The sequence below is a fragment of the Lysinibacillus sp. OF-1 genome (genome assembly GCF_028356935.1).
Taxonomy (GTDB): Bacteria; Bacillota; Bacilli; order Bacillales_A; family Planococcaceae; genus Lysinibacillus; species Lysinibacillus fusiformis_D.
Window position 1 is genome coordinate 3339597 of sequence record NZ_CP102798.1, and the last position, 16078, is coordinate 3355674.

The window sequence follows — 16078 nt, forward strand, 5'->3', positions numbered from 1 at the left end:
TCCTCTTATTTCCCTTTGCGGATAGAATCTTTTGGCTTTAATAATCTCGGACGATGTTTCATCACCCTGAACGGCATACGAACCATAAAGTCTTTCCAGTCACCTGCTCTATACGGAACAGTAGGACTAAGATATGGTACGCCGAAGCTCTTTAGTTTCACTAAATGACTGCAAAGGAATAAGAAAAATAGGATGATGCCATATAGTCCAAATAAAGCAGCAGAAAACATTGAGACAAATCGCAGCATTCGTAGCGTGATGCCAGCATTATATTGAGGAATAGCAAAGGAAGAAATCGCCGTTAGTGCAACAACAATAACCATAATTGGACTAACAATTCCTGCCTGTACTGCTGCTTCTCCAATGACAAGCCCCCCAACAATTCCCATTGTCGGACCAATCGGCTTAGGCAAGCGAAGGCCCGCTTCTCGTAGTATTTCAATGGCAACCTCCATAATGAGAGCTTCGATTAATGCTGGGAAGGGTACCCCTTGCCTTGTCCCCATCATGGACAACGCTAGTTTAGTGGGAATTAACCCCTGATGAAACGACACAAAAGCAATATACAAGGACGGTCCAAATAAAGTGATACCTGCAGCAAAATAACGAAGCAAACGGATAAGAGAGCTAGGCAACCAACGTTCATAATAATCTTCTGGTGATTGCAATAACATATTAAATGTGACAGGTACAATTAAAGCAAAGGGAGTGCCGTCTAATAGAATTGCAACTCGTCCTTCCAGTAAAGCTGCAACAACACGATCAGGACGCTCGGTACTCTGTACTTGCGTAAACGGACTAAGGTAATTGTCCTCAATCAATTGCTCAATATAACCTGATTCAGCTACATCATCCAAATTGATTGTTTCAATCCGTTTCCTCACCTCTTTGACGAGATCAGGTTCCACAATTTCATCTATATAGGCTAAGACTAACTGTTTTTTTATTCGCTCCCCCACTTCCATTTCAATAATAGATAAATGTTGGTTTTCACCATGTTGCCTCAATAAAGAAGTATTGACACTTAATTTTTCCGTGAAGCCCACCCTTGGTCCACGTACCAATGCTTCAGAAACAGGCTCCTCAAGATTTCGAGTCTTTCCATGTGCGGTACCAATGATAAATACACTCGGTATACCGTCAACAATTAATACAGTAGAGCCAGTTAATACTTTTCCCACGGAATTCATGACATTCGATTCATCTATAAGATCACTCACTGGTAGGATTTCATTTGCAATCAATTGTTGTAATTCATAACCTCTTATCAACGTGGAACTTTCTGAAAGTCCATTCATTAATGATTTTAAAATATGCTTGTCAATCAGCTCTTTATCGCATAACCCTTTAAGAAAAACGATGGCTGCACGATTACCAGTATTTCCAATATGAAATTCTCTGAAATGGATATCCCAATTATGACCAAGTTCTTTCCTCATTAGTAAGAGATCTTCACTGTAATTACCTGTAAATTGCTCTAACGTTTTTTGAATAGGTTTATGCACCGTCTCACTTTGATCACTATATTCTTTTATATCAATCTTGCCGTTGCCCTTTTTGACAATAAAAAAACCATTAAACAATTTGAAAATCAAATATGGAATGAAAAATGCTAAAAAGCCCTGAAAAAAAACTTGCCAATGCGGCACATAGGAAATCACCTTTTCCCACATATTGATCACCCTCTTTAGTACAATCGTACAGAGTATCCCTACATGTTTTTAGCATTATCTAAGCAACGGCATTTTAAACTTCTAATCCCCAACATTCTTCTCAAAACAAGACATCTGATCTTTGACAGCCATAAAAAAACCAGCCTCAAATAATTTGAGAACTGGTATTAATAAATTGTTGAGGTATTGGATAAGCTGACTTGTCTTTCCTAAGTATTCTTCAATATCGATTCTACTTACTTTCTAAATCCAATTTTCTTTAACGACATTGATTTCATGCGTTATGAGCAGGACTCCCCATTCCCCTCTCATGCCTTATTTCCACCTTTAATGTTTAGGATAAATGAAATCTATTAAATAGGATATGGTATACTAGCTACTATGAAAAATTAGAAGGTGAAATTTATGCTAGAAGTCAGTGAAAGTAAATTAGCACAATATAGTCTACATTTTGTGAGCGAAACACTTATTTTAGGAGAAGAAGCCTTGTCTCAACCGGAAGTCATGCTAGAAGCAGCCTTTACACAGCTTGCATTTAGTAAAATAGATATGGAGCAGCAATACGAATTTTTCCATGAAACCAATATTGAGCTTAATGAAGTTTTTACGTATTCTAAGGCTATTTTTGAACAGAACAGTAACTTTCTAGAACAGTCACAAAATATGGCTAGGCACTTACATAGTGTCTCACAACATCCAAACATCAAAAGCGGTGAACTGTTTATTGGTTTGTTCGAAAATTGTTTACTATTGAATGAGGCTAAAAAAGTTATTGCCATTGTCAAAATTGATGAAAAAGAAATATTTTTAGATGTAAAAAATGACCACAATCAAATGATTATCAACGGCGTTGATGGTATTAACGTCAAGAAAATAAATAATATGGCTATCATTGTTGATATGGGACCAGATCAAGCACCTGCTGTGTTTATGAAAACGAAACGTAAAGAAGATATTGTTTATTGGCAAGAACGATTTTTAAAAATTAAAGCAGCAGATGAACATTATCATAAAACGGATTTAGCATTAGCTGAATGTAAAAAATACATCTTAAAGGAAGAAAATTATACAAACACGGAGAAGCTGGGACTTCTGAATAAAACACTAGATTATTTTAGAAATGAAGAGGAGTTTCAAGTAAACCATTATATCGACACCGTATTTGAGCAAGCAGATGCTAGCCAAAAAGATATCATCATCAACTCAGTCAAACCCTATGAAACAGTCATTTCGGACAGTGCTTTAGAAAAGGCTGAGAAGAAGTATAAACGTAAAATCAAACTGGATGCCAACATTGAAATACAAGTAAATATTCAACATATCGATCAAATAGATGAGCTGATTGAAGTTGGCTATGATGAGGCAACGAATCGTAAATTCTATAAAATCTATTTCCAGGATGAACAGTAGAAAGGGCATTCACTTTTTATGAAAGCTGATTTAACATAAACAAATAAAAAATAATGATTCCCATTTCAGACTACCCGCTGTCCTGTGGATTGGCGTTAAGCTACTTCCTTCGCTATCTCTACGTGCAGGGTCTCAAAAAGGCTCGCTTACCCACTGGAATCGGTAGACTTTCACTATAGTCAGTAGTAGTGGAACATTTTAAACATTAGAATTCAATTGATGTTCATCAGAAGGTGCTCCTAAAGCTAACAATTAGGAGCACAAAGCTAAAACCATCATACTCTGCACTAATGCCTTCGTTACTCGTGCAATTCCAAGGACGTACTAGGTCGTAACGGAAAACGCTCCTCTCCTTGCAGAATAGTAACGTTCAGTTCTCTTTCTCCCTATAGAAAACACTTTCGTCATGTCCTTGTACATATACTCCTTCCTTCAATCTAAATAAGACCCAATCTTTTGTGTAAGTTGTACTGTAAATAATGGCTATTTTTCAAAGCAATCGGGTACTAAAAAAGAGAGGGCATGTCTTGAACTCCGCTCTTTTGATTTCTTTAAAAATTTTTAAAAAAGATAAAACCTTTTCAATTGGTAAAACGTCTAATTATTGGTAACACAAGTTAACCTAAAGGAGAATTGATAAACATGAAAAAACCTGTTAAAAAAACATGGCTATTGGCTTCAGCACTAACACTAGGAATGGCTGTATTAACACCGCTGCAAGCTGGTGCAACATCTGTGGAAACAACAAATAATGTCATAATGCAAATAGAACAAAAAATACAAGGTACCGTTAAATATTTTGGTGGTGATGGCCTTACTATCAAAGGTACAGATGGCAAAAATTATTATATTGGGTTACACAAATTCTCTGATCAGCAAATCGAGCAATTGAAGCTAGTGGAAGGACAGGAAATTTCAGTTGAAGGTAGCATTATAGAGGATTACTCGGACTTCTATACCTTTGATGTGTACAAAAAATCACTACCTAAGGGCGTAACGAAAGAAGAGTTAATCCAATTAGAAAAACTCTTTCATGACATGAAAAAAGCAGGAAAAGAAGAGAATTATGAGGAAATGGAACGTCTCTATCAAGCGATGGATAACATCACAAGACCCTATGAATTAGCAAACTGGCAACCTGAGCCGTTTGAAGAATTTATCAATGAAGCAGCCTTTACTGAAAAGAACATTGTTATTAAAGCTCAAGATAAAGAGCAGTTGAAAATTCTTTATACAGAATGGATAAAATTCACAAAAGAAGATAAAACGGAAATGGCACAAGAAAAAATAGATAAAATTTACACGATCCTTGAGCCGTATCACCAAGAGCTGTATCCGCCACTAACGTTTGAGCAATACATGGCGGACATGGAAGTAGATTTGACAAAAGAGGAACTCACAGAGTTAAAATCTATCTATGATGAAGCTCAAAAAGCAGATAAAGATAAAAACGAAGAGTTATCAATGAAGCTTTGGGATCAATTCTACGAAAAGTTGAACTCACATTTTAAATATGAACAAATTTCCTTTGAAGAATATATGGCTGATATTGAATTCGAAATTAGTCAATCGGATTACACAAAATTAAAACAACACTATGAAAAAGCTGTTACCCTTGAGAAAGATGGGGAAGAAGAAAAAGCTGGTGAGCAATGGGAAGCCTTCTATAAAATTTTAGATCCTTATTATGAGGCCAATAAAGATATTCTCATCTCTGCATCTAAACTCATAATTAATGGGCAAGATTTACTTCCAGAGCAAACTAAATAAATTTTATTGGGGCTCTCCTATTGATATAGGAGTAGCCCTTTTTGAGTTTTCTGATGTGACAAAATTGTCATGTTATCCCTCGAATAGTCATGCTAATCGATGGTTTGACCATATTTTGGTTGTTATAGTAATCCATGTTGTAACAAATATATTTCATTCTAAGGAGAAAACAACATGACACGATTAATGAAAAAATCGATGATGATTGCTGTAATATTGATCTTTTATATTTTGATACCCAAATTAGTACAGGCTGCATCAAATGATACAATTAGGAAAATTGATCAATTTATTGAGGAACAGCAAACCATTAGCGAAATCCCAGGCCTTTCGGTAATCATTGTTGATAAAGGGAAAACGGTATATCAAAAGGGCTTTGGTTTTGCAGATATGAAAACAAAAACGCCTGTCACTTCTCATACCCTTTTTGAGCTAGGCTCCACCTCTAAAGCATTTACGGCGCTTGCTATTCTGCAATTAGAAAATCAAGGTTTGTTAAAACGCTCTGATAATGTTCAAAAATATATCCCTTGGTTATCATTAGCCTATAAAGGGGAGGAACAGGTCATGACAATTCAGCAGTTATTGTCACATACAAGCGGAATTCCCTCTAATTCAATTACTCGTATTCCAGAAAGCACGGCTGATAACGCCCTTGAGCTAACGGTCAAAACATTACTGGATCATCCATTAAATCGCAAACCAGGTAGCTCCTTTGAATATGCAACGATTAATTATGATGTCTTAGGACTAATTATTGAGCATGTTTCGAAACAGCCATTTGATCAATATATCCAGCAAAATATTTTACAACCTATTAACATGGATCAATCTTTTGTAGGGGTTCATCAAGTACAATCTAGTAATATGGCTTCTGGTTATAAAATTGGCCTTATGAGAGAGCAGGCATATATACCACCTGTCTACCGTGGGAATATCCCTGCTGGCTATATCATCAGTAACGCCAATGATATAGCGAGATGGTTGAAATTACAGTTAGGAAACAGCGAAATCTATTCACTCAGTAACAATCTCATTCAACAATCCCATATTCCCGATCAAACAGTGGAGCCTTTTGATACGAATACTTTTTATGCAAACGGTTGGGCAGTTGTTGAAAAGGACAATAAACCATATATTTACCATGCTGGTGAAAATCCAACCTTTACTTCATATTTCATCATGCAACCAGATGAACAAATAGGCGTAGCTATTTTAGTCAATATGAATACAAGTTTTACAACAGCGATTGGACAAGGGGTCATGGATTTATGGGAAGGCAAAACGATTCAAAATCAACATGTTAGTAGCTATCAAAAGCTTGATAAAATTGTAACAATTATAAGTGCTATCGTCATCGCAATTAGTATTTTCTTCTGTTACCTATTATTTAAAAATATTCAAAGCCTCTATAACAAGCAATGTGGTTTGGCAAAATTAAATTACAAAAGAATATTCCTTTTATCTGTACATTTTGTACTCGCTACTACACTACTGGCCGCGATATTTTTTACGCCCACTATTTTACTCGGTGGCCTAAATTGGACATTTATCAAAGTTTGGGCTCCCACTTCTATTACGATATTGTTGTATAGCACCATTGTGGCAAGTTTCCTCTATTTTTCACTAGGGTTTACACTCATTGCTACAAAAAAGAAAATCTAGATAACGCCTACATTTTCGATGAAGAAAAGAAGGATAGTTCGTCACAATCAATGGATATATTTCACACATTTAAATGATAGATAAGAATTTTATCCATCTATTTTCATTGTAGGTTGAAAATTAAATGGTAGGTTCAAACAGGAAAGGTCACCTCTATACTTTTTAAGATTCTATTCGTAATGCTGAGGAGATGACAGAAGACTTTCACCTGCGCAAATTAAAAAGGCAAAAAGAATGGGTAGTCTTATGAATTGAACGATGAATGGTAAGTTGGTTCGCCCATATTGCACTAACACCAAATAATAATAAAAGCGGCGTTTTTGAAACTTGACATTTATTTTTTTATAAAAGCATCACCGCTTCATTTAAGCTAAAACACTAGCTACAATTCTGGATTGGGTCATTATAGAATAATCAATTAGACGAATACCCCTCTCCTTTCAATATCCCCACATACAATAAATTGAAGAAAGGAGAGGTCACAATGGGATACTTTGGAAACACAGGCGGTTTTAATTGTTGTTACGGAGGCTATAGTCAAGGCTTTGGTCAAGACTATGGCGGAGGTTATTGCATGGACTACGGTAAAAATAATAGTTCCACATTCGTTTTAATTGTTGTTCTATTTATTCTTTTAATTATTGTAGGCGCAACTTTCGTGCAAAAAGAATATTAATATGAATCATCTTTCACTGTAAGAAAACGAATATAAGCTAGTGCCTTCATTATTGGCAACTATCAATCATGTCGTTACTCAGCACCATAAGAAAAGGGTCACCTCCAGCTGGTGACCCTTTTGTTATGGTGAGAACATCTTGTTGATGTCATTATAAAACTTGCCTCGTCAAATTTTGTTAGTCCACGTAAAAAGCCAGTTCTTTTCCCAGCTTTTCATCGGACTAGGCGTCTTTTTTAAGGAAATGCTATTGTTCTCACTTCAATTTTCGTCAGTTCAATATAACCAATAAGCTAGACATAATTGAATAAAATGATAGAAATTCCAGATGCACAATTCGAGGAAAGTTTTATATTGAAAGATGGCAGAGAAAAATAGAACAGATGGCAAATAAAGTCGCCTGTTTTTCATTTTTCGCTTTTCATCATAAATAAATCTTGCTATCATTTCTTTATTTCCAGCAGGTAAAGTCGTAAAATCGGGGAAAATCTATAGTTTATTGAAGAAATCCGGTAAAAAGGATGAGGTAAATGCATTAGCAGGATTAGGGAAAGTTCAAAAGTTTAATAGCAGAGGAATCTTAATGGATGGAAATTCTAAGACTGGATGGCAACATATTGATAAAAGACATGTGTCAGGAACTGCTGCTATAAAAGGGACAACACTTTTTCCAAAACACCTTGGTGAGGCGAAAATTAAAAATTTAATTATGGAGTCTCTAGAAAAAGGACAATTAGCAAGTGTTAATCCAAAAGATGGTACTATGGTATATAAATATAAACCTAATAAATATGGTATTGATGAAATGACAACAGTTGTGACAGATAATTATGTTATAAAAACTTCTTACCCAACCAGTGGGAAATCAGTCATCACTAAAAAATAATTAGAGGAGAGCACTACATGCGAATAAAATTTAATGTCGATGAAGATATATTCGTTTTAAAAAACGAGGATCTTGGTTATGATTACTATTTCGATAGTTATTTAGAAGTATTAGTTAGTGATGGAGATGTCGAAGAATTACTCTTTTCTACAACTATGCACAGTACTATTGTAATTGAATTAAATGAGTTATTAATACGACTTCATCAAACAAATGAAGTACAAAAATTAGACCCATTTGGAAACGCTAATATTATTAGCTTTGAAAAGAAAGGTCATAATCTCATTATTACGAACTACAGTCAATTATCTGGTAATAATGAATGGGTACATACTTTCGATTTATTCGATTTTACAAGTGCTTATATTAATGAATTAAAGAGATATTTAAATTCTTTGATGGCGGTAGATAGTAATGTAATAAAATATAAAAGTTTTGTATATCTTAAAGAAGGGTTAGACTCATTACAAGCAATTAATTAATAATAATGGAGTAATTAACAGAGAATCATATGAACTAACCCCATAAAAGTCAGATACTAATTTAAACTTTTATGGGGGTTTTTTTATTCAAGTAGTCTAGCGATACTGCATCTATGATTGAAATTGCGAAAAATAATCTTAAACCTTCTAGCTTTCCTTTAATCAGTTCATTTTTTGTCAAACCAAGCTTTATAGACTGCTTGCTGTAATCTAGTAAGGAGCGAGAATGGAAAGGGTATACTTATCTATTCTCAACTGAGTTTGGTAAAGCTTATCTTCGTTACTCCTTCAGTAGTGATGGGATTATATTATAAAAAAATCCAGATTCGTGTTATCGATTAACGACACACTTTTGCTAATTTATATAAATAGTTATTTAATCAAGAAGCAAGAATGTAAAAACTATTTGATAATTAAAGTTATCTTATAAACATATTGTAAGGCTTTATATACTTGTTCCATCCGTAAAGATTATGGATTTAATTTTATAGTTAAAAGTCATATTCTCAAATGGTAAATTATAAAAGCGCATATCTACATCATTGAATTGATTTAAATCAACAGCAGTATTAAAGTTTGTAGAACCATTTGCAGGAATAACATCCCATTCATATTTCATTGCTGACTTGTATACTAACTCGCCGAACATATCATAAAAATATGTTTCTGCTAAAAATCCTTTAATGTCTTTATCTGTGTGATTTATATATTTCATAATAAAATTTAATTCATATCCATAGACATTATTATCAGTACTAGGATCTCTAGGAATAACATCTTCTAAAACTACTGTCAAAGATGTATTTAAATGATTGTCTTCATCAGTCTCTTCATTAGTGGAAGCTTTCTCGATAGCTAAATTATCTTGATTTGTTGTTACTGCTTTTTCCTCTTGATGTAAAGTCTCTACTTTTTCTTGTTCATTCTCACCTGATTTATCAACACGCTCTTCTTTCTGATTACATGCTGATAGAATTAAAATATACAATAAACATAGTAATAATAACTTTATTTTACTCTTTTCCATAATAATTCCTCCATATATGTATTAATCTATATGGTATCATAATTAGGAAATTCCACTCAATACAAAATAATCATTTTAAGTGTTAATAATATAAATCAAATTAAAAAAATGTCCTTGCAATAAAGCTAAATAACTAGGAAAAGAAAATATGACATCTACATTGCATTTATAAATATAGCTAAGCTACTTTCCCAAAGAATGAACTTATTTTAAACAAGTAAATTTTTCACTATACCTTAGCAAACTTTTTTAATATGTTATTAATCTTAACAAAGCATATTCGTCTACACATATTGTTTTCTCATGAACGTAGCAAACGATATTTAAAATGACTACTATGTTATTTGAAGAAGATTTATTACCATCTAGATGGCTTCACGCTAAATGTTTTTTATCCTCCTTGTCGGAGAGTTGTGTGCCGAACAAAACTATACTATTAGATACTTTTGAGGTAACTGTAGCTACCTTGAAGCTTGATTGCTTCCTATTTTAGGAGATATAAAGATAAGTTGAACAGCCTTGTATTACTCTCATGGCTGGCTCAAACGATCGTCGATTTGGATTACTGTTCGAATAGTTGCTGTCTCTTTTTAACATAGTAAAAAGCACCCAAATAGGAGTGCTTAATACAATAAATAGCTATCTAATTATTTGTTCATACGTTTTCCCTTTTACAGTAATTATCGCTTTAAGCGGCTTCCCATCCTGCTCTACTTGTTCTGGAACGGAAGCTAAAAAATGTAGTGTACCATTTTTCAGAGGTTCAATTGATGTAATATTTGTAAACGTGAAATCTGATCCACCTCGATTTTCTATTGTTGAGAAAGTCTTGTATTCGTATTTTCCATCATAAATAATTTTTACATCTACAAATTCATTAGATGTTTGACCTGTTGTTAGTAAACTTTTTACTAAAATAATTGTATCTAAGTATACTTCCCCCTCCTCTTCATTTTTGTAATATGTATACACAGAACTTGGATTTGGTGGTGAAATTTGTTTACCAAAAATATTGTTGTTAATTGTGATTTCTGCATAATTATCAACTACTAATACATTACCTTTAGTAATCGTCAGAACTTCCTCTACCTCTGGTTCATTTTCTTCATTATTTTCAGATGCCTTAACTTCTTCCTCTGCATTTTTCTCAACAGACTCTTTTGTTTTGTTATCTGAACTGCTGTTTTTATCACTTTGACCACAAGCTACCAATAAAATAGACACCAATAATAATAATCCTAGCTTTTTCATGACAACTCCTCCTGTATATTAGGTGCTCTTCAAGTTACTTATCGTTATTTTCATTTAATTCATCTGGATAAACCATAGTATCAAATACTTCTCCATTTGATTCATCTTTAATATATACTGTGACTTTATAATGTTCAACGTCTGCACCGTTAAATAATTGGTAGTACATGCCTGCTAAAGCAAGCCCAAAGGATGCCAGTGCATCGAAACTACCTTCAAACTTTTCCTTATTTACTGTGAGTGTAAACTCAGAAAAAGATTTGTTATAAGCCACATCATTTATAGAAGTAAAATCTTCACTTGTTTTAAGTTCTTCTACACTTTTTACTATTCTTTCTTTTAATTCCTTCATCATTTTTTTGTGCTCGGATTTAGACATTTTATAAGTTAAAGATCCATCATCATTCTTAATAACTTCCTTAATTCCACTATTTTTTGCCTCCGAAATAATAGAATCTATGTCTTGTCCCTTGTAAAGTGTAGCCGGTATGGTAACTTCAACATTTAAAAGTCCTTTATCCACTTTTAATGTTTCTTCTGATGCTTTATCAGCACCTTCTTTTTTCTTACCACTCTCATCACCTTGGCTACAAGCTACTAACAAAATACCTAATAGCAAAATAAGCAATTTTTTCATTTATTCAAACTCCCTTCTCCACAAATATACATGGATAATCAAGGTAATTCTATGATTATTTTCATATTTCTACATTTTTTACTCCTATCAATAAAAAAACACCCTCATGCGAGAGTGTCTGATATCTAAGCTATTTTTACTTTTTCTATCCATTACTATGTTTTCATTTTCCTCTATCTAAAACCTATTTTTATAGCTTTTTATCAATCAGTATATTAAAAACTTATTAAATCTTTCCATCTATTTATATTTATTTGGTCACTACCTCTAATCCTTCAATGATGAAGAGAGACCCCGTCTAATTAGGTTTGCAGAGATAGGCTCTCTCCCCATCTCTCTAGCCCAAATTGATAACTGTCCTATATGATGGATTTCATGTACAATCGTATGGCGAATGACTTCACCCCATGTATGCGTCTCAATCCTTCCATCTGCCAATGTATTATGGAGTAAACGCTCTTCCATACTGTCATCCCATTGGTTTACAAAGTTTTCTACTTCTAAATGAAATTCAGCTTCCAATTTACGAACCTTTTCCAAGCTATTATATTCCTCAAAACTCTCCTGAAAATCAGTTTTACCTTGTAAAAGTCGTATCCAACTCCATTCGACATCAATTATATGGAAAAGTGTATGTAATATACTTCCCATTCCACCAGGTCGGTTTTGCAAAAGCTCTTCTTCACTCAACTCGTCGCACCAACGAAACCAGTCTTCTCTTACCATCCAATTATATTTAAAAAGTAATTGCAAAAAAGTTCCTCCTTAATTAAAAATGATTGAGTCATCTCAACAAGTTACTACTTCTTCATATATAGTTAGGATTCCTTCTCTTTAATTCCTTCAAATGTGAGAAATTCGTACGCAAATCACGCTATAAATTATATAAAGGCACTGTTTGGGAACGTTTAAACCGTCGTTTCAGTACCGTATACCCTTCAAAAAGTCGTAACAGACATATAGACGAAAAAGCCTAATACTGGATTTATATAATGGTGAGATTATTGCTTTAGCATATCAAAATGCCCGACACTCGATTTTGTGATGGGTTAGTGCTCCTAATCATTCATGAACGTGTAAAATACCATACGACCATTCACTCAGATCAAGCGTGGCATTATCAACATAATTCGTGGGTGCAAACATTAAAACAAAACAAGATTTTCCAAAGCATATCTCGTAAAACAACTTGTGCAGACAATGCCGCAATGGAGAACTTCTTTGATTTACTCAAACAAGAAATATATGACGTGGAAGAATGAATCTCCTATGAAGCGTTAAAAAAGAAAATAGAGAAGTTTATCGATTACTATAATAATGAACGAATTAAAACAAAAACTGGCTGGCTTGAGCCCAGTAAATTACCGAACTCATGCCAGCCAATTAGCTGCATAACTAAAACTTTAACATTAAAAGGTCACTACCTTTGGATGTGACTTATTATGATTAATCAAATTCTACAGTGTCTTGCACTACTGATACCTTATAAACATTTTTAGTATTAATTAATACCGTTTTATAATTTTCTGTTTCAGTAAATGAATACCAGGACTTCTCATTGAATCCATTAGTAATTTCTTCTGCAAAAGTTTCTTGTCCAATATTTGTCTTGATTTTATATTCTTCTTCACGACTTTCTTCAAAGTAAAACTTTACAGTATATTCATAATCCATTAACCAACACCCCCCATCTATCCATATCATGGGACAAATAGGATGGAAGTAATCAACGCTTTTGATCAATTCACACTGTTTTTTTGCGAACTTTCCTAGTATTAAGAAATTCATTTTCTTACTTATTTATTTTTATGAGTTAACAAAATAAAAACCACACTCTTTTTTGAATGTGGCTTTAGTATTTATTCATTAAAAAAAATCACCTTTGAAAAAAGGTTTTATTCCAACTTCTCTAAATAAATATTTTATTGGATGGCAATCATTGACCAAATTTCTGTTGGGAATTAAAATTTCCTCCCTGAGTTCTTTAAATATTTCTGGATTAATTTCCGGAAACCATTCTTCATAACTCAAATGTTTATCTTTCTCTATCAGAAGTAAATAAACAACAATAATTTCAAACATATAAGGAAATTCTCGTTTAATATTTTGATAGTTATCTAACAATGAAGTTATATAGTCCTCAAAATTAAAAAATTTTGCTCCTTTTTCATTGTTATATTGTAAACGTTCCTTTTCAGGTTTAAAGACAAAAGTCGATTTATTATACCAGTTACCTAACATGCATGTAAAAAGTAGTAATGCATATTTTTTAGTTTCTTGATCCTCATCATTAAAATATTTAAAATATTCATCGTAAATATAACTCTTGGCAGTGGTAAAATACCCAATTTCAATCCCAGAAATAGTTTGTTTCACATTTTGTATAATTTTATTATTTCCCATCCCATAGTCACTTTCTTTAAAAATTTCCATAATATAGATTGTAACATAAATTTAAAATACAGGGAACATTGATACTATAATCCAATCATACTTTGAATATGACCCTGACCATGAACTCCCTTTTTGAATTGCAACCCTAACTCTTTGTCCTTCTTTAAACGAAACAAATTCTTTTGTATAACGATCTTTAACTGTAGGATCTTTTATCAATTCGTCTGTTCCATTTTAATTTCTTTGTTCACCATGTTTACATTTTGTTTACCTAATTTATTTTTTATATGTTATTCTATGCGATTCTTAAAAATATTAATATAAACAAAAAAAGCGCTCAAAACCTATTGTTCATAAGGTTTCAAGCGCTTTTCAATTTGGTTAAAAATTAACCTTTGATTTGTTATTGACGTCCCAGGAGGGATTCGAACCCCCGACCGACGGCTTAGAAGGCCGTTGCTCTATCCAGCTGAGCTACTGAGACATGGTGTCGTTTCTATGTATTTCATAGGAAGGACAATACTTATTATATGTACTTTATGGCATAATGTCAACATTAATTTTACTATGTAGGCAAGGTTTGCCTCATATTGTTCATCATATGTTGCCACAGCTTCGATTATACCATGTCTTACTCCTCTCAAGAAGACGAATATGAAAATATTTGCTACACTATTGGCGATAAAAAATTGTGAGGTATGTAGATGTTTAAGGATTCGGTCGTTGTTGTTACAGGTGGCGCACAAGGGATTGGCAAAGGGATTGTACTTGCATATGCACGGCATGGCGCAAAGGTGGTAATTGCTGATTTAAATGACGGTTTAGGTCAACAATTAGAACAGGATATGCTTGCACAAGGCTACGTTGTTTTATTTGTTCAAACAGATGTAACGAAGGAACAGGATATCGTTCAGTTAATGCAACGAGCTGTTGAGCAATATGGGACTATTCATATTTTAATTAATAATGCTGGGCAGTTTCAGCATATCTCTCCTTATGATGTGACGTTTGAGGAGTGGAATCATCTACTACACACAAATTTAACGAGTGCCTTTTTCTGTGCCAGAGAGGCTGCGAAGGTGATGAGGCGCAATGTGAAAGGTGGTTCGATTGTTTCGTTAGCATCTACACGGGCTGAGATGTCAGAACCTAATACAGAAGCCTACGCGGCTACAAAAGGTGGTATTGTGGCGTTAACACATGCTTTAGCGCGGTCTTTAGGTCCTGATCAAATCACGGTGAATTGTATTTCGCCTGGCTGGATTGAAACAGGCGATTATGAGGCACTTCGACCAGTCGATCATGTACAGCATTTATCAGGAAGGGTTGGTGTGCCTGAAGATATCGCACAGGCTTGTCTCTATTTAACAAACCCCGTAAATAATTTTGTGACAGGCATTAATCTTACGGTCGATGGCGGCATGACAAAGAAAATGATGTATGAAGAGTAGTTTTGTCATTTGCTCTTCCTTACTTGTTCTTCATACCCAGAGTTTCCTTAGAGTATGCTACTGTAGGAGAAAGAACAAGAAGGAGTGAAGCCTTGTCCCCCTATTCAAATGGTTTTTCATTAAGCCAGCTGTATCAAGCCCCCTCTACTCAATATACGGCACTGATTCGTCACTTTTTACATGCACATGATTACCGGCGCTGTATCAGTAAAGCCGAAGCTGATTTTATGGCGATGAATCGCTTACTTTGGATGGAGCATGTCAATTGGACGCGAATGACGATTATTAGCATTGTCTTCAATTTACCTGATCTTCCTTTTGTGCAGCAGCGTCTGTTACGAAATGCGACTGATTTAGGAAATTGTCTACGTCCCTTTTACGGCGACTCTATAGCAGATCGATATACAGCATTAATTAAAGAACATCTGCTGCTGGCTGCTCAATTAGTGACAGCTGCTTCTAAAGGAGATGCTACCATAGCGGAAGCAAAAGAGAAGGAATGGTATCGCAATGCAGATGATATTGCGCTATTTTTGCATACGATTAATCCTTACTTAAGTAGAGAGGCTGTCCAAAAAATGTTTTATACGCATTTAGCTTTAACGAAAAATGAAGCCGTGACGATGATCCAGAAAGATTATCAAGCTGATATAGACGTTTTTGATGAAATTGAAGCAGAAGCTCTAGCCATGTCAGATATGATTGCTGGCGCCATTGTGATGCAATTTTGTTATCTTTTTTAATGTAAAAATCCCA

Annotated in this window: 15 protein-coding genes, 1 tRNA gene and 1 pseudogene; 9 read left to right on the forward strand and 8 right to left on the reverse strand. The window is 34.1% G+C overall.

Features of this window, described 5'->3' with window-relative positions; all coding sequences use genetic code 11:
* Positions 1-5: 5 nt before the first annotated feature.
* Positions 6-1673, reverse strand: coding sequence for a spore germination protein (locus NV349_RS16375; RefSeq protein WP_036124257.1), 1668 nt, complete (start codon positions 1671-1673; stop codon positions 6-8).
* Between the two features lie 405 nt (positions 1674-2078).
* Here NV349_RS16375 and NV349_RS16380 point away from each other — a divergent pair, with 405 nt between their 5' ends.
* The 6 genes from NV349_RS16380 to NV349_RS16405 all read left to right on the forward strand — a co-directional run bounded on the left by NV349_RS16380 (position 2079) and on the right by NV349_RS16405 (position 8562).
* Entirely contained in the window at positions 2079-3083 is a 1005-nt protein-coding gene (locus NV349_RS16380) for a nucleoid-associated protein (RefSeq protein WP_141904993.1), read from the forward strand.
* Between the two features lie 642 nt (positions 3084-3725).
* Positions 3726-4853: a hypothetical protein gene (locus NV349_RS16385; RefSeq protein ID WP_271910624.1), complete on the forward strand. Its 1128-nt coding sequence runs from the start codon at positions 3726-3728 to the stop codon at positions 4851-4853.
* 174 nt (positions 4854-5027) lie between these two features.
* Positions 5028-6518, forward strand: coding sequence for a serine hydrolase domain-containing protein (locus NV349_RS16390; RefSeq protein ID WP_271910626.1), 1491 nt, complete (start codon positions 5028-5030; stop codon positions 6516-6518).
* A gap of 484 nt (positions 6519-7002) precedes the next feature.
* Positions 7003-7194, forward strand: coding sequence for a YjcZ family sporulation protein (locus NV349_RS23265; protein WP_036124248.1), 192 nt, complete (start codon positions 7003-7005; stop codon positions 7192-7194).
* A gap of 499 nt (positions 7195-7693) precedes the next feature.
* Positions 7694-8080, forward strand: a complete 387-nt coding sequence (locus NV349_RS16400; protein ID WP_271910628.1) for a hypothetical protein — start codon at positions 7694-7696, stop codon at positions 8078-8080.
* Between the two features lie 17 nt (positions 8081-8097).
* Positions 8098-8562, forward strand: coding sequence for a hypothetical protein (locus tag NV349_RS16405; RefSeq protein WP_036124246.1), 465 nt, complete (start codon positions 8098-8100; stop codon positions 8560-8562).
* 445 nt (positions 8563-9007) lie between these two features.
* On the opposite strand, the gene NV349_RS16410 is transcribed toward NV349_RS16405, so the two are convergent.
* From NV349_RS16410 to NV349_RS16425, 4 genes are all read right to left on the reverse strand, one after another.
* On the reverse strand, positions 9008-9589 hold the full coding sequence (locus tag NV349_RS16410; protein WP_058844348.1) for a hypothetical protein: 582 nt from the start codon (positions 9587-9589) through the stop codon (positions 9008-9010).
* A 639-nt stretch (positions 9590-10228) separates the two neighbouring features.
* Positions 10229-10840, reverse strand: a complete 612-nt coding sequence (locus NV349_RS16415) for a hypothetical protein (RefSeq protein WP_036124242.1) — start codon at positions 10838-10840, stop codon at positions 10229-10231.
* A 34-nt stretch (positions 10841-10874) separates the two neighbouring features.
* Complete coding sequence (locus tag NV349_RS16420; RefSeq protein ID WP_036124240.1) at positions 10875-11477, reverse strand: hypothetical protein; 603 nt, start codon at positions 11475-11477, stop codon at positions 10875-10877.
* Positions 11478-11744: 267 nt separating this feature from the next.
* Positions 11745-12230, reverse strand: coding sequence for a DinB family protein (locus NV349_RS16425; protein ID WP_036124239.1), 486 nt, complete (start codon positions 12228-12230; stop codon positions 11745-11747).
* Positions 12231-12568: 338 nt separating this feature from the next.
* On the opposite strand from NV349_RS16425, the pseudogene NV349_RS16430 reads away from it, so the two are divergent.
* Positions 12569-12872: pseudogene (locus NV349_RS16430) on the forward strand (transposase); the annotation flags it as partial.
* Between the two features lie 51 nt (positions 12873-12923).
* Here NV349_RS16430 and NV349_RS16435 read toward each other — a convergent pair.
* The 3 genes from NV349_RS16435 to NV349_RS16445 all read right to left on the reverse strand — a co-directional run bounded on the left by NV349_RS16435 (position 12924) and on the right by NV349_RS16445 (position 14355).
* On the reverse strand, positions 12924-13151 hold the full coding sequence (locus NV349_RS16435) for a hypothetical protein (RefSeq protein WP_036125924.1): 228 nt from the start codon (positions 13149-13151) through the stop codon (positions 12924-12926).
* A 192-nt stretch (positions 13152-13343) separates the two neighbouring features.
* The gene (locus NV349_RS16440) at positions 13344-13880 is read right to left on the reverse strand and encodes a hypothetical protein (RefSeq protein WP_230593913.1); all 537 of its coding nucleotides are present in this window, start codon (positions 13878-13880) and stop codon (positions 13344-13346) included.
* Positions 13881-14281: 401 nt separating this feature from the next.
* Positions 14282-14355: transfer RNA gene (locus NV349_RS16445), tRNA-Arg, on the reverse strand.
* Positions 14356-14575: 220 nt separating this feature from the next.
* Here NV349_RS16445 and NV349_RS16450 point away from each other — a divergent pair.
* Both NV349_RS16450 and NV349_RS16455 read left to right on the forward strand, forming a co-directional pair.
* Positions 14576-15322 carry an SDR family NAD(P)-dependent oxidoreductase gene (locus tag NV349_RS16450; protein WP_271910632.1) on the forward strand — a complete coding sequence of 249 codons (747 nt, stop codon included), beginning with the start codon at positions 14576-14578 and terminating at the stop codon, positions 15320-15322.
* Between the two features lie 128 nt (positions 15323-15450).
* Positions 15451-16065, forward strand: a complete 615-nt coding sequence (locus NV349_RS16455; RefSeq protein WP_442916454.1) for a hypothetical protein — start codon at positions 15451-15453, stop codon at positions 16063-16065.
* Positions 16066-16078 lie beyond the last annotated feature (13 nt).